Origin of the sequence: Aneurinibacillus soli (genome assembly GCF_002355375.1) — a bacterium.
GTDB classification, from domain to species: domain Bacteria; phylum Bacillota; class Bacilli; order Aneurinibacillales; family Aneurinibacillaceae; genus Aneurinibacillus; species Aneurinibacillus soli.
The window spans coordinates 1,818,230-1,837,514 of record NZ_AP017312.1 but is presented as its reverse complement, the minus strand read 5'-3'; the positions used below and the strand labels follow the sequence as shown (position 1 = coordinate 1,837,514).

17 protein-coding genes are annotated in these 19,285 nt (G+C 51.6%); 1 reads left to right on the top strand and 16 read right to left on the bottom strand.

The window, feature by feature from the left end; all coding sequences use genetic code 11:
• Positions 1-529 precede the first annotated feature (529 nt).
• Genes CB4_RS09410 through CB4_RS09385 form a run of 6 tightly spaced genes read right to left on the bottom strand, consistent with a single transcriptional unit; the run spans position 530 to position 6,986 of the window.
• Positions 530-1,684, bottom strand: coding sequence for a GNAT family N-acetyltransferase (locus CB4_RS09410; protein WP_096465302.1), 1,155 nt, complete (start codon positions 1,682-1,684; stop codon positions 530-532).
• On the bottom strand, positions 1,677-2,996 hold the full coding sequence (locus CB4_RS09405; protein WP_096465300.1) for a F390 synthetase-related protein: 1,320 nt from the start codon (positions 2,994-2,996) through the stop codon (positions 1,677-1,679). The genes CB4_RS09410 and CB4_RS09405 overlap by 8 nt, the downstream gene beginning before the upstream one ends.
• The gene (locus CB4_RS09400) at positions 2,993-3,838 is read right to left on the bottom strand and encodes an MBL fold metallo-hydrolase (protein ID WP_096465298.1); all 846 of its coding nucleotides are present in this window, start codon (positions 3,836-3,838) and stop codon (positions 2,993-2,995) included. Before CB4_RS09400 ends, CB4_RS09405 begins: the two co-directional genes overlap by 4 nt.
• Entirely contained in the window at positions 3,810-4,829 is a 1,020-nt protein-coding gene (locus tag CB4_RS09395) for an NAD-dependent epimerase/dehydratase family protein (RefSeq protein ID WP_096465296.1), read from the bottom strand. Before CB4_RS09395 ends, CB4_RS09400 begins: the two co-directional genes overlap by 29 nt.
• Positions 4,826-6,001 (bottom strand): ATP-grasp domain-containing protein, encoded by a 1,176-nt coding sequence (locus CB4_RS09390; RefSeq protein ID WP_096465294.1) that lies wholly within the window; start codon positions 5,999-6,001, stop codon positions 4,826-4,828. Before CB4_RS09390 ends, CB4_RS09395 begins: the two co-directional genes overlap by 4 nt.
• Entirely contained in the window at positions 5,991-6,986 is a 996-nt protein-coding gene (locus CB4_RS09385) for a beta-ketoacyl-ACP synthase III (RefSeq protein ID WP_096465292.1), read from the bottom strand. The genes CB4_RS09390 and CB4_RS09385 overlap by 11 nt, the downstream gene beginning before the upstream one ends.
• Before the next feature lie 99 nt (positions 6,987-7,085).
• Between CB4_RS09385 and CB4_RS09380 the strand changes: the two genes are divergently transcribed.
• Positions 7,086-7,772, top strand: coding sequence for a metallophosphoesterase (locus CB4_RS09380; protein WP_096465289.1), 687 nt, complete (start codon positions 7,086-7,088; stop codon positions 7,770-7,772).
• Positions 7,773-7,904: 132 nt separating this feature from the next.
• On the opposite strand, the gene dut is transcribed toward CB4_RS09380, so the two are convergent.
• The 10 genes from dut to infB form a co-directional block, all read right to left on the bottom strand.
• Positions 7,905-8,354: a dUTP diphosphatase gene (gene dut / locus CB4_RS09375; protein WP_096465287.1), complete on the bottom strand. Its 450-nt coding sequence runs from the start codon at positions 8,352-8,354 to the stop codon at positions 7,905-7,907.
• Between the two features lies 1 nt (position 8,355).
• Positions 8,356-9,603: a M16 family metallopeptidase gene (locus CB4_RS09370; RefSeq protein WP_096465285.1), complete on the bottom strand. Its 1,248-nt coding sequence runs from the start codon at positions 9,601-9,603 to the stop codon at positions 8,356-8,358.
• 95 nt (positions 9,604-9,698) lie between these two features.
• A complete protein-coding gene (locus tag CB4_RS09365; RefSeq protein WP_231956206.1) occupies positions 9,699-10,649 on the bottom strand; it encodes a polysaccharide deacetylase family protein in 951 nt (316 codons plus the stop codon).
• 126 nt (positions 10,650-10,775) lie between these two features.
• On the bottom strand, positions 10,776-12,890 hold the full coding sequence (gene pnp, locus CB4_RS09360; protein ID WP_096465281.1) for a polyribonucleotide nucleotidyltransferase: 2,115 nt from the start codon (positions 12,888-12,890) through the stop codon (positions 10,776-10,778).
• 140 nt (positions 12,891-13,030) lie between these two features.
• On the bottom strand, positions 13,031-13,300 hold the full coding sequence (gene rpsO, locus CB4_RS09355) for a 30S ribosomal protein S15 (RefSeq protein WP_096465279.1): 270 nt from the start codon (positions 13,298-13,300) through the stop codon (positions 13,031-13,033).
• Positions 13,301-13,397: 97 nt separating this feature from the next.
• On the bottom strand, positions 13,398-14,342 hold the full coding sequence (locus CB4_RS09350; protein WP_096465277.1) for a bifunctional riboflavin kinase/FAD synthetase: 945 nt from the start codon (positions 14,340-14,342) through the stop codon (positions 13,398-13,400).
• A 2-nt stretch (positions 14,343-14,344) separates the two neighbouring features.
• Positions 14,345-15,289, bottom strand: a complete 945-nt coding sequence (gene truB, locus CB4_RS09345) for a tRNA pseudouridine(55) synthase TruB (RefSeq protein ID WP_096465275.1) — start codon at positions 15,287-15,289, stop codon at positions 14,345-14,347.
• A complete protein-coding gene (locus CB4_RS09340; protein WP_096465273.1) occupies positions 15,286-16,281 on the bottom strand; it encodes a DHH family phosphoesterase in 996 nt (331 codons plus the stop codon). Before CB4_RS09340 ends, truB begins: the two co-directional genes overlap by 4 nt.
• Positions 16,278-16,640 carry a 30S ribosome-binding factor RbfA gene (gene rbfA, locus CB4_RS09335; protein WP_096465271.1) on the bottom strand — a complete coding sequence of 121 codons (363 nt, stop codon included), beginning with the start codon at positions 16,638-16,640 and terminating at the stop codon, positions 16,278-16,280. The genes CB4_RS09340 and rbfA overlap by 4 nt, the downstream gene beginning before the upstream one ends.
• A 30-nt stretch (positions 16,641-16,670) precedes the next feature.
• Positions 16,671-19,274, bottom strand: coding sequence for a translation initiation factor IF-2 (infB, locus tag CB4_RS09330; RefSeq protein WP_096465269.1), 2,604 nt, complete (start codon positions 19,272-19,274; stop codon positions 16,671-16,673).
• Between the last annotated feature and the right edge of the window lie 11 nt (positions 19,275-19,285).

Sequence of the window (19,285 nt, the reverse complement as noted above, 5' to 3'; positions counted from 1 at the left end):
GAAGTTCAGACTGGCCGCTCCAGGAGCCCGACGAACTCGCCCGCAAAGAAAGCCCCCGATGTTTTTTCACAGAAGGATTGCGGGCAAAGGCCCATTCGCCGTTCTCCCTCCGCTAGGAAACAAGCGTACAGTCGCTCTCTTACTTCTCTCTTCTCTCCTCCCAACAAAGTTGGGATTCAAAAAAACTAATCCAGCATGTAAAACGCAAGCTGAATTCATATTCAAGCCGTGCTTGACGGTTAACTTGTCCAAACTCGGTCAGGAGTGGAGAAGGAAGGAACCACGGAACGCCTGTACGCGCTACCCAGCGGAAGGGGCCGGGCGTACGGGCTTTTGCCCATAACCCTTCTGTGAACAAACATCCTGTCCTTTTATGGGCGAGTGCGCCAGGACCCTGAAGCGGCCTTGATTCACTTCCCCGTAAAGCGTACCGAAGTGACAGGTTTCTTCCTTCTTCACTCCTCCACTGCACGTTGGAAAAATGTGAACCTATCAATCATTTCTTCTAATGTAGAGCCGTAAACAGACATTACAACTTGTATTTCTCCACAAGCGGAAACCCAATACGCTCAATAAGCATCGCAAGAATATGCCAGATTAACCTGCGGGAACGCGGCAGATGATTCATATAAACAGCCGTATATTCCCGCACCCCATCTGCCCCTCGATCCGCTTTAAACGCCCCCACTCCAGCGCTTTGATGAAGCAAAAGTCCATTTGCCGCCGCCTCTTCCACCAGTACACTCGAGAGCATGCGATACAGCCCTGTTTCTTTTGGTAACGACATGTTATACCCGAACACCGGAGTCGTCATAACCCCACCGCGCTGAAAATAGCCCAGCACCCCTTCGATCTGTCCGGCGCGATGCAGCCCAATCAATGTCAAAATACCCGTACGCCGCGCCTGCTCCAGAAAATCAGGGGTGAACTGTGGATTGTGCACCGAATATTTATCAATATACAATTCCCGGTATAACTCTACCAACCGCTCCATATTTCCTATCGTCATCTCATCGCTTCGCACCACTTCATACCCGTGCCGCACCCGTTGCTTCGCATCCCGGCGCAGCGTATTGCGGACACGCGATGGCATAGCTGATATCGTTTGTGGGTCAAATACATATACATACCGACTCCCCACCAGCAAACATCCGCACGCTTCCAACTTTACACACCAATCCGCATACAGCTTGCGGTTGAGCGAACGGAAAGCAATGATATGATTCGGGAAGCGCTCGACTAAAAACTCTACAATCTCGGAAGCATACCGCGCGCTTTCCGCTTCGTACAGATTCGTCGATAGCAACCAATTGTTCACATATACAATCTTGTTTACCCGGCTCGCCCGCATCGCGCTACCCACACCGCACAGCAGAAGCCTAAGCGTTTTTTCGAGCAGCGGAGATTTCAGCATCGCAAGCTCTTCCTCCGCGTAAGACACATAATGCGTATACGGCGAGCATACATACGAATTGTCGTATTCCGCCCCATTAACCGTTACCGGCATGACGATATCTCCTACCGTAAGCGCCAGCACGGTCGTCTGTACATTCGATATGTACGTACAAGCTCCATATTTCATGAGCGGAAGAATATACGCTTTTGCATATGCCCCATCCCGCATCCTCTCCCACGGCAGCTCCTGAATGTTCGTATAATCATACAAGCGGATTGATTCAATCATGAGAGAACGGCTTCCTTTCTACCCGCCGCAGTTTTCGGTCGCCGCCCACCCACTCATATGGCCCGATCACAAGCTCAGGCATACAACAACCAAGCGAAGCAAATAGTGCAGCAAATCGACGGCGTACAAGCGGTTCTATCATTTCCAACGGTCCTTCTGTTTTTAGCGACAGCCGTATGCAATCCGGTGCATGCTGCACGGCCCTGTATTCGAGAATCAACGGAGATGCGGCAATCAGTTCACGCCGAATAAAGTCAGGAAACACCGGGATCATCTCATCCACACACTGAATAGACGGCAAATAAAACACATCGTCACACCGCCCTTCTACTCGCTCTAATGCCATAAACACCGAGCCGCACGGACATCGCTCCGTTTTTTCGACCAGAATATCGTTTAGCCGATAGCGAATGATGGGCTGACTCAGCCGCGAAAAATCGGTAATAATCGGCGTGAACCGTTTGTCATCAAGATATTCTTTTTCCAGCAGCAGCACATCTTCATTCACATGCAGCGTCCCGTGTGAACACGTCGCCGCCAGCAGCCCTTCGGTACATTGATACACCTGATGCACCTGCTGCCCGAACGTTTCCTGTATGTATAGGTCATCCAGCGGCTCTAACACTTCCGCTACGGAGATAATTTTGCGTGGAACAGGCATGACAAGCGTGCCAGCACGGTACGCTTCTGCCAGCAAGCGCAACATCGATGGCGGGGCAACTAGAATCGTCGGCTGATACGCTTCCAGCCGTTTGATATGAGCCATCAAGGGATCAAGCAGGTCAAAAAATTCAAATCGAATCAGCCGCCCTCCTACACTCGTGTACAAATTGCTGTTCGCCCGCAAGAAAAACGCCACGGCATGCCGCTGCCAGAGCGGTCCAGGCAAAAGCTTGGCAAGCACGGTTCCTGCCCAGCGTGCCCGCTCATCCGAGCTCACAAGAAACAGACCACGATTGCCTGACGTGCCGGATGATAACCCGACCGTAATCCCCCGAACGACCGGTGTAAAATCCCGCGACTGTTCCGCTTCCCATGCAGCAGAAAACGCTTCTTCCCGCGTCACTCCTACCGTGTTCCACCGATCAAACTCCGCCATCATATCCGCCTTCTCCACAGGCGGAACTAGACGCCACTCCTCCATCCTGCGCCCGGCAAACGCCTCGCGGTAAAATGAAGAACGCGGAAGCACATACGCAAGCAACTGCTGAACTTGCCGCTCCTGCCAATCCATAAGCGCCTCGCGGGTTCGAAAGCGGCGCATGCGAGAAGTAGTGCGGATGTACTGCGCCAGCACGGTCCATTTGTTCATACCTGTCCCTCCTGACCGAGACGCCACACGTCCGCACAGTGCGTTGGATAGATGCGGAGTGTTGGATTACTTCGATGAAGCTCGTGCAACTTTCCAAGCGTCTTCCGATATGCGTACACATCCGACATGATCAAGGAGGCAAGCGGATGCGGAAGCACGTTCTTACGATATGCCCGACTCGACCAGGCCGCATCCGCACATAAGAAGATATCCTGGCCGTGCTCATCCGTCAGAAACACGCCATACTGCCCGACTGCATGTCCCGGCAGCCCGACAGCCAGCACACTGCCATCCCCGAACACATCATACGCTTCGGTAAACGGACGGTACTTATCCGATAGCACCACTTTTTCCCTCTCATCTATAAATCGTACTCTCTCCGCAAAATCATCCGGTAGAAGCGGTGGCAAAAAACCATGCCGAACCGCAGCAAACCCGCGCCGCTCTCGCACATGTTCATACGCTTCTTTCATACAAACAAACTCTGCCTGCCCAAAATCCCGCACCCCGCCAATATGATCCGCGTGAAAATGAGACAGCAACACAGTTCGCACAGATGGCAGGTCCACTCCCTGGTTTTGAAGCTGCGCAGCGACACTTTGCGCAGGATGTGTGCACACTGGCGTCACTTTGCTGTATAGCGACAGCGGAAACGTGCGGCAAGCATCAAAAAAATGCCCCGTATATCCTGTATCAAACAGCACCAGGCCGCGCTCTGGATGGTTAATTCCAAAGGCCAGCGCATGAAATGGAACCATTCTCCATTCCCCACCGCGCAGCGAGATCGCTTCCAGCTGGCGGCAGTACCCCGTATCAAATATCGTGAGTGTAATTGCAGTCATGCTGTTTTCGCCACCCATCCACAAAAAGATTCAGCCCCTCTTCAATCGAGACACGCGGTTCATACCCGAGCTCTGCCCGCGCCCGCGAAATATCAAGCGTCTGGCTTTTTGCCAGCACACCGACCGAATATCGGGTCAATATCGGCTCCCGACCAAATAACACTGTACGGGATGCCATCTCCATCAGCCAGGCGAGACGATACGCCGCAGCAAATGACAAGTGCTTCTGGCGAAACGGCTGTTCAAGCCGGGCAAACAGCATCGTAAGCAGATCGATCAGCCTAAGCGGTTCCCCGTTCGTAATGTTGTATACTTGACCGAGCACTTTTTCCGGTGCAACAGCAGCCAGCCGCAATGCGTCTACTACATTATCCACATACGTCACATCCACGAGCGCCTGTCCGCCGTTAATAAGCGGCACGAACTTTTTCTCATTCGCCCGAATTAGACGTGGCAGAATGGTCGTATCCCCCGGTCCGAACAAAGCACGCGGCCGAATCATGACAGCAGGCAGACCAATCTTTACCGCTCGCTCCACTTCCTGCTCCGCCAAAAACTTCGTTGCCGCATAATGATTCACGAACCGCTGCGGGAGCGGCTCATCCTCCTGAATGTTCAGCCGATCTTCATAGGCGAAATACACGCTCGGTGTGGAGACATGGATCAGTCTGCTTACGTCATATGCCTGACACCCTGCGATGATATTTTTCGTCCCCACTACATTTGCCTTATAAAAATCTCGGTACTTCCCCCACGGAGAAGAGAGAGCCGCGCTGTGAAACACATACGTCTTTCCCTTACAGAGCGCCGCCACTGCCTCGCTATCCGCCAGATCAGCCGGAATGAATCGCATCCCTACCCCCGCCAGCTTCTCTCCTGCTAGGCTGTTTCGCCCAGTCGCTGTCACACGGTATCCGTCCGCTTGCAGGCATCGGGCAAGCCGCTGCCCGAGGAAACCAGTGGCTCCGGTTACCAATACATCCGGTTTCATGGTCTCACACTCCATTCAATATCATCTGTTGAAGCCGCCATCATACTTGTACCCAAGCGCCACGCACGCACAGCAAGTGCGGCATACGACACAAACTGCTGCCCGAATGGACGTGGGTCATCCGCTCGCCAGATCACATCCTGCGCCTCGGCAACAGCCGCACGCCAGGCCCGCCACTGCGAATGGGACCGCACACGTGGCAGGCCGTACAACACCATCGCCAGCCCAAGCATCGCTGCCGCATCCGCATGCGGTACGAGCACCTGATCCGTCAGCCCAAGCCATGCACAGGCCACTTCCGGACACCCGCTGAACAGATGAATCCCGCTTGTCAGACGCGGGTTGCACTCTAGCACGACGAACTCTCCGCTGCCTTCCTCTTCTATAAAATCAAACGCTAGCTGCCCGTGAAATCCCGTCTCCTGTACAAATCGCTCCACCTGTCCAGCAAGCTCTGGCACAAACGCTGGACGAAAATAAATCGTCGCACCCCGCCCGGCCGTGTACACACTGCGATAGGCGGCATGCAATACGACACGTCCTTTGTGCGCAACTGTATACGTACACATCTGCACACCCGGAATATACTCCTGCACAACCCACGGGACAGACGGCGATACTTCCTCTGATAGCGCAAGCAGTTCACTGGGTTCTTCGCATACGCGAACCCGAGCCGAGAAGCGAGAATACACTGGCTTGGCGATCAGCGACTGTGTCGAGTTCCATTCCTTCTGCAGCATCTCCAGCGCAGACGGTGATTCCACCAGGTGGGTACGCGGCGTCCGAAAACCGTGGCGGGCGGCTTTCTGGATGAACGCATATTTGTCATGCAGCTCCAGTAGCGTATTTTTGTCCGCTGTGAACACCTCACAATACAGCGCAAGCTTCTCCCGATGCAAGGCAATGTAGAACGTCTCTTCACACGTCGGAACAAGCATATCTACATTCTCCTGTCGAATGATATCTGACAGGCGTTCAATATACGCTTCTGTTTCATAGCGCGGCGATGGCACATCATACGAACGAGCGATGCTGCGAGAGCGACGTGATAGATGCGCCCGGAAGCTTTCCGCCATCAAGACCCGATGCCCGGCCAGATGCAATATCCGGGCAAGCTCCAGTGTGGCGGGAGCTCGCCCACCCGTTAACAGTACCGTCCGACTAGTAGACAAAAGCTACACCTCCGAGCGACAGCCCGGCAGATGTACCGATCAGCAGCACCGTATCGCCACGCTGCATGCGCTTCTGCTGAATCGCTTCATGCAGCGCAAGAGGAATCGAAGCCGCGATCACATTTCCGTACTGCCCGATCACATCCATGAACCGCTCCCGGGGAATGCCCAGCTTCTCCCGCATAATCCGCATCGCCATACCGCTTGCTTGATGCGGAATCACCAGATCAAATGTGTTCATCGTAAGCCCGGTCCCGGCAAACAGACGCTCCACATACCCATCAATCAGCTTCGACGTCAGACGGAAAATCGCCCGGCCATCCATATCAAACACAAAGTCCTCTTCCCGCCCCTGCACATATTCACGCGGATGAATCATAGAACCGCCACCGCGTATTTCAGACAGATGCGCACCTTTGCTATACGTTTCCATATGGGAAGTGAGCACACGCGAGCTCTCTCCTGCTGGCGTTCGCCCGATCACCACAGCCACCGCACCATCACCAAACAACACACAACTTTCCTTATGGGACCAGTTTAGCCCGACCGAAGCAATCTCCGTCGAGACAATCACCATTCGTTCGTATCGTCCTGCATGCACAAGATAGGACATCGCATCAAGTGCTGTGACAAAACTTAAGCAGGTAGAATTCACATCAAAGCACGGCACACCAGACATGCCTTCCCCCAGCTGTTCCTGAATTAAAGCGGCCGTGCACGGAATTTCCTGCTGTGCCGTACCGCTCGCACACACAAGGCAGTCCAGATCCGCAAATGTCAATCCAGCTACCGCCAGCGCCTCCCGGACAGCCGCGGCTCCCATTTGCGAGGCTGTTTCCCCGTCCACATAATGCCGAACTGCCACACCCGATTTCTTCACGGTCCATCCATCCCGCATCCCAAGCTTTCGATCCAGTTCTTCCGCCATTACCCGACGCTTGGGAAGATAAGCCCCTGTTCCAAGCAATTTAATCTGTCTTTCCATATAAACCTGTATCTCCTCTTCCACGAATCTAGTAGTCTACGGTCTTTTACGATAAGGTAAGGTAAATAAAACACGATATATAAAATAAAGGAGTCTTGTATGCGCACAATCTGTATTTCCGATATTCACGGGCACTACGATGCTTTCTGCCACCTGCTCACAGCTGTAAACTACACGCCTACAATCGATCAACTCATCCTACTTGGTGACTACATCGACAGCGGACCTTGTGGCAAAGACGTAATCGAAAAAATCATGCAGCTCACAGCCGAGGGGGCCATCGCCATTCGCGGCAATCATGAGAATGCATTCCTCGCCTGGCTTGCTGGTGAACTTCCCGAGTATCCAGATGACTACCGCGCATTCGGAACACTGTCCGGCTATCTCGGGCATCCATATACACCGGAGCAGGAATATGCTACCCGCTCACGTATCTGTGAGCACTACAGTAGTCATATCACATGGATACAGTCTCTTCCATATTTTTTTGAACACCGGGGCCACATTTTTGTTCATGCGGGCATTGATCCCGCGCAGAATCACTGGTACCACACCCCGCCGGAAACACTTGTCTCCATCCGTAAGAAATTTTTCAAGCACCCGACCAGACTTTCCAAAACCGTCGTATTCGGCCATACACCGGGATTTAAGCTGCATGACAAAGACGAGGTCTGGTTCGGCGGCGATAAGATCGGCATTGATGGCGGCGCTGGTCACAGCCGCCAGCTGAATGCACTCATCATCGAATCAGATGGGACGTATCGTGTGACTAGCACAGCAATCTAACATAGCTCCCCACCACACACTTTCGATTTTACAAAAAAAAGAAAACACGAGAACGATTACAAGGTGGGAAAAGGCACACACCTTTTCCTTCCTCCAATCGCTCTTATGTTTTCTCCATGCTCTCGCCGTATTTTATACGCCCGTATGCCCGAAACCACCGCTGCCGCGCTCCGTATCATCGAGATTGTCGACTTCTACTAAGGCAACATGCGGCACCCATTGAAACACCATCTGAGCAATGCGGTCACCCCGCTCAATCACAAACGGCTCCTGCCCGTGATTGATTAGAATCACGCCCACCTCACCACGATAATCTGCATCAATCGTACCCGGTGAATTCAGTGTCGTTACGCCTTTCTTGTACGCCAGTCCACTGCGCGGACGTACCTGCGCTTCCAGCGTCGCAGGCATTGCCAGTGCGAAGCCGGCTGGAATCAGACCGCGCTCACCCGGTGCCAATGTTACGGTTTCCCGAACGGCGGCACACAGGTCAAATCCGCTCGCTAAGTCTGTCATTTTACGCGGGATCCCGATATCTTCGTTCCCCGGCAGTACGTTGATGTGTACGGTTACGTCTGTCATCTTATTTCCCCTTCATATACGCTGGTAATTCAGCCAGCGGACTCACAAGCGCAGTTGCCAGCGGACCTGCAAAAATCGAAGAAGCCACACGCTTCACGCTGTCTGTTGTCACCGCTTCCACCTGCTCAATGATTTGATCAAGCGTTAGATGGCGGCGAAGCAGCAATTCATTTTTGCCGAGACGGCTCATGCGGCTGTTCGTGCTCTCAAGGCTCAGCATCAGACTTCCCTTGAGCTGCTCTTTGCCTTTGCGCAACTCATCTTCTGTAATGCCCCCATCGCGCAGTTTCGCCACCGTATTCAGCATGACGGTGTACACTTCTTCCAATTGTTTGGTCGCCGTGCCCGCATATAAAGTAAATGTACCTGCGTTCTGGAACGAAGAATGATACGAGAACACCGAATACGCGAGTCCACGTTCTTCCCGCACTTCCTGGAACAGACGTGAGCTCATGCTACCGCCGAGCACGTTGTTCATCAAGATCAGCGAGTAAATGTCTTTATGCCCAACTTGATAACCCGGATATGACAGACAAAGATGTGCCTGCTCGGTTTCTTTTTTGCGCCATACTGTGCCGCCGTTAAATGTTGGTGCGACATTCGGTGTCAGCTCAGCTGTTGTGCGCTCATATCCAGAGAAATACCCGGCAATCGCATCGCGCAGCGAATCGTCGAAGTTCCCGGCGACGGTGATCACAGTTTGCTCCGGCGTATAGCGCGCATCGACGTAACGATTTAGGTCGTCCCGTGTCAGGCTGTTCAGCACATCTTCTGTGCCAAGAATGCTTGCGCCGAGTGGGTGCCCTGTATAACAGGCTTTCGCCACCAGGTCATGCACCAGATCATCCGGTGTATCGTCATACATACGAATCTCTTCGATGACGACTTTTTTCTCTTTTTCCAGTTCTTTCTCATCAAATACGGAGTTAAAATACATATCCGCGAGAATATCAAGCGCCACAGACGCATGTTCGTCAAGCACACGCGCATAGTAGCACGTATATTCTTTCGATGTAAAAGCGTTCACATTGCCGCCAATCTGGTCGAATGATTCAGCAATCTGCTTTGCCGAACGCGTCGTCGTTCCTTTGAACAGCATATGTTCAATAAAGTGGGATATCCCATTCCATTCCGGATTTTCAAACTTTGAACCCGTTCCGATCCACACGCCAAGTGCTACAGAGCGGACAGTCGGAATTTTTTCCATAATAATACGTACGCCGTTGTCTAGCGTAAACGTTTCGATCACTACGCCTTCCTCCTCAGAACACAATTGTGTCAGATGTTCTTAGTGTATAAAAAGAGTCCCGGGGAACACAAGTAAAAATTTGTATACTTGTCTGCTTACGGAGCCGGAATGCGCTTCGAAGAAATCGTATCACTTACAGTTCCCGGCGTAAGCCCTTTTGCTTTAATGTGTTCAATAAGACGCGACAGTGACTCTGCAGTTGGGGAAGTGGGATGCATGAGCACAAGCACCCCGTTGTTAATTTTAGGTGAGACCGTGCGGAACCACTGATTCGGTGATGGCTTGCGCCAGTCAATCGTATCGGCTGTCCAGAGAATCGTCTTCATCTGGTAACGCGCCGCCATCTCAACGACCCGCTGATCGAAATCTCCGGATGGCGGAGCAAACAGTGTTGGTGTAATGCCCGTCGCTTCCTGAATGACTATGTTCGTACGGATAATCTCCTGCTGCATGCGTGTTAATGACAGCTTGCTCATGTCTGGATGGGAATACGCATGACTTCCAATCTCATGCCCGGCAGCAACGATTTTTTTCGCTTCATCCGGGTATTTTTTCGTCCAGCTCCCATCCAGAAAAAACGTCGCTTTTACTTTATGGCGCGCTAGCGTATCTAGAATAGCAGGCAAATATTCGTTGCCCCATGCGACATTAATCATCAGACCGACAACGGGCTTCTGCGGATTACCGCGATAGATAGGAGCGGGGGCGAGCTGGTCAAGCTGCACAGTTGGCGCCACTTCCCGGTATACAATCTGATTCTCATCCCACTGCCCGGCTTTGGCCATACGAGCAAGCGTTGCCTCACGATCCACCGCAAGTCCGTTATAACCAGGAATCGCCTTCCAGATGGAGTCAAGCCGCGCATTCTGTGGAGCGATCCCTTTCTGTGACTCAATCTGTACAAGGCGTGCTTCCCAGTCCGCTACCTGTGTCTGCAGCGCCGCCTGATCAAGCTTGCGCGATGCGATAAAAGTGTCAACAGGGCTGTACATCACCATCCCATATAATAAAAAACTCCCGCCAACTACTACCATCCACTTCTTCATCTCACTCACTCCCGTACACAATAACAAGGTTTGTACCATCGTATGCGGGTACGGGTGTGAACATACACAGTTTGTCTACGCCTATAAAAAATAGCGACCTGAATCAGTCAGTCGCTATCCTTGTATTTATTCAGTTTGGCCTGCTTCTTCTGCCGCTTTTTCTTCTTTCAGAAGAACTTTATGCGACAGATTCACGCGGCCTTGGCCATCGATTTCCGTTACTTTTACACGAAGCTTGTCCCCGATGGCAACAACGTCTTCGACTTTACCTACGCGCTCTTCCGCAAGCTGGGAAATGTGCACGAGGCCATCTTTACCAGCGAACAGTTCAACGAAGGCGCCGAATTTTTCAATGCGCTTAACTGTACCTTCGTACACCTGACCGACTTCGACTTCGCGTACGATGTCTTCGATAATCTTCTTCGCTTTTGCATTAGCAGCAGCATCCGGAGACGCGATGTAGACACGGCCATCTTGCTCGATGTCGATTTTAACGCCTGTTTCTTCAATGATTTTGTTGATGATACGACCACTTGGTCCGATCACATCACGGATTTTGTCCGGATTGATGCGCATGATCGTAATTTTCGGTGCGAACTTCGAAAGTTCTTCACGCGGTGCTGGAATAGCAGCTTCCATCTTGTCCAGAATGAAAAGTCGGCCGTCACGCGCCTGATTCAGCGCCTGCTCAAGCACTTCACGGTTGATCCCTTCGATCTTCATGTCCATCTGCAGTGCTGTTACCCCTTCACGAGTACCCGCAACTTTGAAGTCCATATCGCCAAGGTGATCTTCCATGCCCTGAATGTCTGTCAGAATGGTCATGTGCTCGCCGTCTTTCACGAGACCCATGGCAATGCCGGCTACCGGAGCTTTTAATGGAACACCTGCCTGCATCATCGCTAGTGTGCTGGCGCAAATGCTTGCCTGTGAACTAGAGCCATTAGACTCAAGCACTTCTGATACGAGACGAATCGTATACGGGAATACATCATCACCTGGAATAACCGGCTCAAGCGCACGCTCTCCCAGTGCTCCGTGACCAATCTCACGACGTCCCGGCGCACGAAGCGGACGGGCTTCCCCTACGCTATATGGCGGGAAGTTATAATGATGCATGAAACGCTTCGATTCTTCAAGGCCCAGACCGTCAAGAATCTGTACATCCCCAAGCGCACCAAGCGTACATACGCTCAATACCTGGGTTTGTCCACGTGTAAACAGGCCGGAACCGTGTGTACGCGGCAGCAGTTCCACTTCGCACGAAATCGGACGAATCTCATCAAGCTTACGACCATCCGGGCGAACTTTGTCATGCGTAATTAGGCGGCGCACTTCATCTTTTACGATGTCATGGAGCACCTCATTCACGACACTATCCTTCTCCGGATAAATCTCAGCAAAATGTTCCCGTGCTTCATCATTGATCGCATCAATCGCATCATAACGCGCCTGCTTCTCTTCAATGCGAACCGCTTCGACAAGACGCGCCTGTGCGTATTCTTTCACGGCAGCTTCGATCTCAGGGTCTACGACTTGAAGCTCAACTTCCATCTTCTCTTTGCCGACTTCAGCTGCGATTTCACGGATTTTCTCTACAATTTTACGGATCTCATCATGGCCGCGCATAATCGCTTCGAGCATGACTTCTTCCGGCACTTCTTCTGCACCGGCTTCTACCATGTTAATTGCATCGTATGTACCGGCTACCGTCAGATTGATATCGCTTTTTTCCATTTGTTCAACTGTCGGATTAATGATCAGTTCACCGTCAACACGGCCTACAATCACTCCGCCAATCGGTCCATTGAATGGAACGTCTGAAATCGAAAGCGCTGCGGATGTTCCGATCATCGCCGCTACTTCTGTCGAACAATCCTGATCTACAGACAGTACCGTGTTAACGATCTGAATCTCATTGCGGAAGCCTTCCGGAAACAGAGGGCGAATCGGACGGTCAATCAGACGACTGGTCAGCGTTGCCTTTTCACTCGGACGTCCTTCCCGTTTAATGAAGCCACCCGGAATTTTACCGACAGCATACAGCTTCTCTTCATAATTAACCGTTAACGGGAAAAAGCTGAGGGGAGACGGCTTCTTAGATGCCGTTACCGTGCTCAGCACAGCAGAATCGCCATAGCGAACTAGCACGGCACCACTGGCTTGCTTCGCAAGTTTGCCGTACTCGATGGACATTTTCCGTCCTGCAAGGTCAAATTCATACACTTTTACTTCTTCCATAAACGAATGTTGCCTCCTCTCTTGACTCATCAAAAAATATTTTTCGTCATATTTCTAGTATTTCCTGCAATGCATAGAAATAAAAGAAATTGTTAGTAAGAATAATGGACATGAAAAAAGCGGGGAACCCCCGCTTTCTCTTATCGACGTAAGCCTAATTTAGTAATCAGTTCACGGTAACGTGCTACATCTTTATCTTTCAGATAAGCGAGCAGGTTACGACGCTGACCAACCATTTTCAGAAGCCCACGACGGGAATGGTGGTCTTTCTTGTGCGTACGCAGATGACCGTTCAAGTAATTGATTTTTTCCGTAAGGATAGCAATCTGTACTTCCGGTGATCCTGTATCGGATTCGTGAGTACGGTACTCTTCGATCAGCTGGTTTTTGCGTTCTTGTGTCAAAGCCATCCTTGTCACCTCCTTTAATATATCCCCAATACCCTAGACGATCGTCGGTGAGTCGATCATCCAAGCTATGGTTTATCATCCAACGTTTTATACTATATCATACAATGGAATGAACCGCAAATTGTTTTTTAGCTTCCGCTACATCCTGCTGAATGCGAGCCACCAGCGCGTCAATCCCGGAAAACTTCTGCTCCTCACGAATGAAGAACAAAAACTCTACATCCAGTGTACGCCCGTATATATCATCACTAAATTCAAACAGATGTGCTTCAAGCGATTTTTCTTTACGTTCATTCTCGAATGTTGGCTTGATGCCGACATTCATCACACCGTTATACGGTATTCCATCCAACCATACCCGCACGCCGTACACGCCATTGCGTGGCACAATATACGGAGCAGCCAGTTGCACGTTCGCGGTCGGAAATCCAATCGTACGCCCGCGCTTCTCTCCATGGATGACAGTACCATGCACTCGATATGGGCGGCCGAGAAACTGAGTCGCTTCGATTATATTTCCCTGATACAAATACTCCCGGATGAGCGTGCTGCTGATTTTCTCCCCGAACTTATTAACCGGAGCTATGACATCAATATCATAGCGACCGTGTGCCTGTTCCTTAAGCGTCAGTACAGTTCCTTTGCCCCGATGGCCAAATGTATAATCGAATCCAACCACCACATGGCGAGGTGATAACGTCATCAAAAACTCATCGATGAAGTCTTCCGGATAAATCGCCGCAAACGAAATATCAAAATGGACAACATAAGCAATATCCACCCCGGCTGCTTCAAACAGACGCAGCTTTTCATCAAGCGGTGACAAGTACTGTGTATATCCACTCTGCCCGAGCACTTCACGCGGGTGCGGGTAAAAGGTCATCACAGCGGATGCTACACCTTGTACTTTCGCTTCATCGATCGCTTTTTGAATGACGCGACGGTGTCCGAGGTGTACCCCATCAAAATAGCCCATCGCCAGCACGCACGGTGGCGCTTCAAAATCAGGTGGCAGCGGATACTGCAAACGTTGAACTTCCATTTTTATGCCTCTCCCTCCGGAAACACTCTCACAGGTTTCGATTCCATTCCCTTATTGTTCTCTTCTATATATACCACTTCATGGAGCGCAAGAAAAGCGCCGTCCGGTGCATACACACGCATTTTGTCTCCCGTATGCCAGTTCCCGTCCGGGAGAGAGATAAAGCGCTGGGATAATCCATTACGAATGGCTTGCACACGGCCTGCTGGAACCGTTACAGCCGGATACTGGGCCAGTCCGAGATCAAGCGGGCGCAGCAAGTCGGCGAACGTTCCTGTTTCAACAGCCTGTTCAATCTGCTCGAACGTGCAGCATTCTTCCAGTCGGAATGGACCGCTACTGATGCGCTGCAGGCGAACCATATGAGCTGGATAACCAAGGGCCGCTCCGATATCCACACAGAGCGTGCGCACATATGTCCCCTTAGAGCACGTTACCGTAAAGGTAATCTGCGGCTCAGCCACTTCTGTATCGATATTCTCAATCTCAATGGCATAAATCGTCACCCGCCGTGCTTTACGCTCCACTTCCTGCCCGGCACGAGCAAGTTCGTGCAGGCGCTTGCCGTCCACCTTGACAGCGGAATACATCGGTGGGACCTGCTCGATCTCCCCGATAAATCGGTCAACCACCCCACGAATGTCCGCCTCTATAAGACGCGGCTCCACAGGCTTCGTCTCCACTACCGTTCCAGAAGCGTCCTGCGTGTCCGTAGATGTGCCGATCTGCATTACTGCTCGATACACTTTAGGCGCTTCATGCAGATAATCGGCTACTTTAGTCGCTTGCCCGATGCAGATGGGAAGTACGCCCGTCACATCCGGATCAAGCGTACCTGTGTGCCCAACTTTTTTCGTGCGCGCGAGACGACGCATTTTCATTACGCAGTCATGCGAAGTCATGCCTGCCGGTTTGAACAGCGGCAAAATGCCGGATGGTGCCGTCATACAGATGCCTCCTGACTGGCCAGCGCCGCACTCACCTTCTGCTCTACAATCTGCTTTGCATCAGCTAATGTGCCATGCACGGTGCACCCGGCCGCCCGAACGTGCCCACCACCACCGATAGACTGCGCAATAGCTGCTACATCGACAATACTGCGGGAGCGAAGACTCACCTTCACTTTATCCGATGCTACTTCCTTGTACAGAATGCCAACTTCCACCCCTTCAATGTTGCGGGCATAGTTAACAAGCCCTTCCGTATCATCGTTTTGTGCCCCGCATTGTTCCATATCGGCTGCTGTAATCGTAAGGTACGCCGTCTGATCTGTATCCCGCAGAACGAGTGTCTGCAAGGCACGCTGTAAAAGACGAACATGCGCCTTCGTAATCGTCTCTAACATCCGCTCTGCAATTGGTGCTGGTTCCACGCCACATGCAAGCAGCGCAGACGCCATCTCCATCACATGTGGTGTCGTGTTGGAATAACGAAAACCGCCGGTATCAGTAAGCAGTCCGGTATACAGACATACTGCCATCTCCTGCGGAATCGGCTGCTTCATATATGTAAGCAAATCATACAGCACTTCTGCGGTCGCAGCCGCATCCGTACGTACGAGATTATCTGTACCAAACAAATCGTTTGTCGGATGGTGGTCAATGTTTAAGAGCGGCATACCCAAAGGCAGCCACTCTTTCACATCACCAATACGCGCGAAGTCCGCGCAGTCACACGTAATGACTGCATCAAACTCCGGCTTTTCTGCACGAGACGCATTTATGATCTGTTCTGCGCCCGGCAGAAATCCGAACTTCTCCGGGGTTGACCCTTCGTTCACAAGCACGGCCTGCTTGCCAAGCTGGCGCAAAAGCCAGCCTGTGCCAAGCAGCGAACCGGTCGCATCCCCATCAGGATTCACATGGTTAATCACGAGAAAACGCTCATGCCGCTCCATAAAGGCGGCAGCTGACGCAAGGGATGCTTCGTATGTGCTCATTCGTCCTGGTCCCCTTCGTCTTTATGAATTTTAGTCAGCAGCGACTCAATACGGCTACCGTATTCAACAGATTCGTCAATCTTGAACAGAAGCTCCGGCGTATGGCGCAGGCGGACACGACGTCCAATCTCTGTGCGCATAAAGCCTTTTGCTTTTTCAAGTGCGCGGAGAGAGTCTTTCTGTTGCTCCTCGCTTCCGAAAATGCTCAAATAGATTTTCGCCTGCGACAGGTCGCCGGTTACTTCCACGCCGGTAATCGTTACAAAACCGATGCGTGGATCTTTGATCTCACGCTGGATGATCTGGCTCAATTCTTTGCGAATTTGTTCGCCTACACGGTTTGTGCGAATGTTGCCCATGTGTGTATCACCTCGCTCTTTCGCTCCAATTTATTGGGCGACTTCCTCCATGATGTACGCTTCGAGAATATCCCCTTCTTTAATATCGTTGAATTTCTCGATTGTAATCCCGCACTCATATCCTTGCGCTACTTCCTTCGCATCATCTTTGAAACGCTTGAGGGCGTCAACTTTTCCTTCGTAGACCACGATGCTGTCGCGAATTACACGAACGCCCGCATCACGCTGGATTTTGCCATCTGTTACATAGCAGCCCGCAATCGTACCGACACGAGATACTTTGAACGTTTGGCGTACTTCCGCCTGGCCGATGATTTTTTCCTGGTACACTGGTTCAAGCATACCTTTCATCGCGGCTTCAATCTCTTCCATTACTTTATAAATGATGCGGTGCAGACGAATGTCTACTTTTTCCTGTTCAGCTGTAATACGCGCATTTGGCTCTGGACGTACGTTGAAGCCAATAACGATCGCATTGGATGCAGATGCCAGAATAACATCGGATTCCGTAATCGCGCCTACGCCTGTGTGAATGATTTTCACGCGGACGCCTTCGACATCGATTTTTTCCAGAGAACCGCGAAGTGCTTCGACAGAACCTTGCACATCGCCTTTAATGATTACGTTAATTTCCTTAACGTCACCCTCTTTAATCTGGTTGAACAGATCATCAAGCGATACGCGGGCGGATGCACGCAGTTCGTTCTCACGACGGCCTGCTGCACGGCGCTCCCCGACCTGGCGAGCTGTTTTCTCATCTTCAAATACCATGAACTGATCGCCCGCTTGCGGCACATCGTTCAGACCGGTAATTTCGATTGGAGTTGACGGTGGCGCTTCCTTGATGCGGCGACCTTTGTCATTGACCATCGCACGAATACGGCCAAATGATGCGCCAACCACGATTGGATCACCGACTTTTAGCGTACCAGTCTGTACAAGCACAGTCGCAACTGGTCCACGACCGCGATCGAGTTCAGCTTCAATTACCGTACCACGTGCACGTTTATCTGGATTTGCTTTTAATTCCTGTACTTCTGATACGAGCAGAATCATCTCGAGAATGTCATCGAGACCTTGACGTTGCAGGGCAGATACGTGAACAAAGATTGTGTCACCGCCCCAGTCTTCCGGTACGAGACCATGCTCTGTAAGTTCCTGTTTCACACGATCTGGATTAGCAGTCGGCTTATCCATTTTATTCACCGCGACGATAATCGGCACATTCGCCGCTTTCGCATGGCTGATCGCTTCTACCGTCTGCGGCATAACACCGTCATCGGCTGCTACTACGATGATTGCAATATCGGTTACTTGTGCACCACGCGCACGCATGGTTGTAAATGCGGCGTGACCTGGTGTATCGAGGAAGGTAATTTTCTTGCCCTGCTTCTCAACCTGGTATGCCCCGATATGCTGAGTGATGCCGCCTGCCTCAGTTGAAATAACGTTCGTTTCACGAATCGCATCAAGAAGGGTTGTTTTACCGTGGTCAACGTGACCCATGATCGTTACAACCGGCGGACGTTCTTTTAATGTATCTGGCTCATCAACTTCTTCGATGTTTTCAAAGTCGTTGTAATCGAGTGCAATTTTTTCTTCTACTTCAATCTCATAATCAGTACAAATCAGGTGAATCGTATCAAGATCGAGTTCCTGATTAATGGTCGCCATTACGCCGAGACCGAACAGTTTTTTGATGATTTCTGATGGTGCTTTTTTCGTTTTCTTGCCGAGTTCCCCTACCGTCATCGATCCAGTTACTGTGATTTTATCCACTTTCACTTCCGGTTTAGGTGGCTGCTGCTGAGCTGGCTTCTGGCCGCCGCGACGATTTCCACCCTGACGCTTCATCGGGTTATCATCGAATCGTTTATCTTTATCACGATTGTTTTGCTTTTGTGGCGGTCTCTGTCCCCCACGGCGATTGCCGGTATTTCCACCTGCGCCAGCAGTCGAACGACTGCTGCCTGCAGCACCGCCTGTGCCACTGCCAGACGGACGACCTGCTCCGCCGCCTGATGGACGACCACCTTGACCTTGACCCTGACCCTGACGATTTCCACCGCCTGTACCGCTACCGGACGGACGACCGGAGCCACCACCTGATGGACGGCCACCGCCGCCTTGACCTTGACGATTTCCACCGCCTGTGCCACTACCAGACGGACGACCGGAGCCACCGCCTGATGGACGGCCACCGCCGCCTTGACCTTGACGATTTCCACCGCCTGTACCGCTACCGGACGGACGACCGGAGCCACCACCTGATGGACGGCCACCTGTTCCGCCTGATGGGCGATTGCCGCCGTTGCCTGATGGACGGTTGCCACCGCCTGTACCGCTGCCTGATGGACGATCACTGCCGCCCTGGCTATTTGAATTACGTTTTACTTGTTCCTGGTTTTTTTGATCCATATTCCCACTCTTTTCCGTATCTCGCTTTTGTTGGTGCTGACTGTCTGCACGTTGTTTGATGTCCTTGAAGTGCTGCTCTACTTTCGTAATCATGCTGTCTTCCAGTGTGCTCATATGATTGTTCACTGATAAGCTTAATTTGCCTAACAGATTTAAGAGCTGCTTGCTGCTTAAACCAAGCGTTTTGGCATATTCATGCACTCTCAGTTTGCTCATTCATCCACCCC

Bases quoted from the DNA above. Each gene is read 5' to 3' on its own strand.
- CB4_RS09410 (WP_096465302.1), bottom strand. From the start codon at position 1,684: ATGATTGAATCAATCCGCTTGTATGATTATACGAACATTCAGGAGCTG.
- CB4_RS09405 (WP_096465300.1), bottom strand. From the start codon at position 2,996: ATGAACAAATGGACCGTGCTGGCGCAGTACATCCGCACTACTTCTCGC.
- CB4_RS09400 (WP_096465298.1), bottom strand. From the start codon at position 3,838: ATGACTGCAATTACACTCACGATATTTGATACGGGGTACTGCCGCCAG.
- CB4_RS09395 (WP_096465296.1), bottom strand. From the start codon at position 4,829: ATGAAACCGGATGTATTGGTAACCGGAGCCACTGGTTTCCTCGGGCAG.
- CB4_RS09385 (WP_096465292.1), bottom strand. From the start codon at position 6,986: ATGGAAAGACAGATTAAATTGCTTGGAACAGGGGCTTATCTTCCCAAG.
- CB4_RS09380 (WP_096465289.1), top strand. From the start codon at position 7,086: ATGCGCACAATCTGTATTTCCGATATTCACGGGCACTACGATGCTTTC.
- dut (WP_096465287.1), bottom strand. From the start codon at position 8,354: ATGACAGACGTAACCGTACACATCAACGTACTGCCGGGGAACGAAGAT.
- CB4_RS09365 (WP_231956206.1), bottom strand. From the start codon at position 10,649: ATGAAGAAGTGGATGGTAGTAGTTGGCGGGAGTTTTTTATTATATGGG.
- pnp (WP_096465281.1), bottom strand. From the start codon at position 12,890: ATGGAAGAAGTAAAAGTGTATGAATTTGACCTTGCAGGACGGAAAATG.
- rpsO (WP_096465279.1), bottom strand. From the start codon at position 13,300: ATGGCTTTGACACAAGAACGCAAAAACCAGCTGATCGAAGAGTACCGT.
- CB4_RS09350 (WP_096465277.1), bottom strand. From the start codon at position 14,342: ATGGAAGTTCAACGTTTGCAGTATCCGCTGCCACCTGATTTTGAAGCG.
- truB (WP_096465275.1), bottom strand. From the start codon at position 15,289: ATGACGGCACCATCCGGCATTTTGCCGCTGTTCAAACCGGCAGGCATG.
- CB4_RS09340 (WP_096465273.1), bottom strand. From the start codon at position 16,281: ATGAGCACATACGAAGCATCCCTTGCGTCAGCTGCCGCCTTTATGGAG.
- rbfA (WP_096465271.1), bottom strand. From the start codon at position 16,640: ATGGGCAACATTCGCACAAACCGTGTAGGCGAACAAATTCGCAAAGAA.
- infB (WP_096465269.1), bottom strand. From the start codon at position 19,274: ATGAGCAAACTGAGAGTGCATGAATATGCCAAAACGCTTGGTTTAAGC.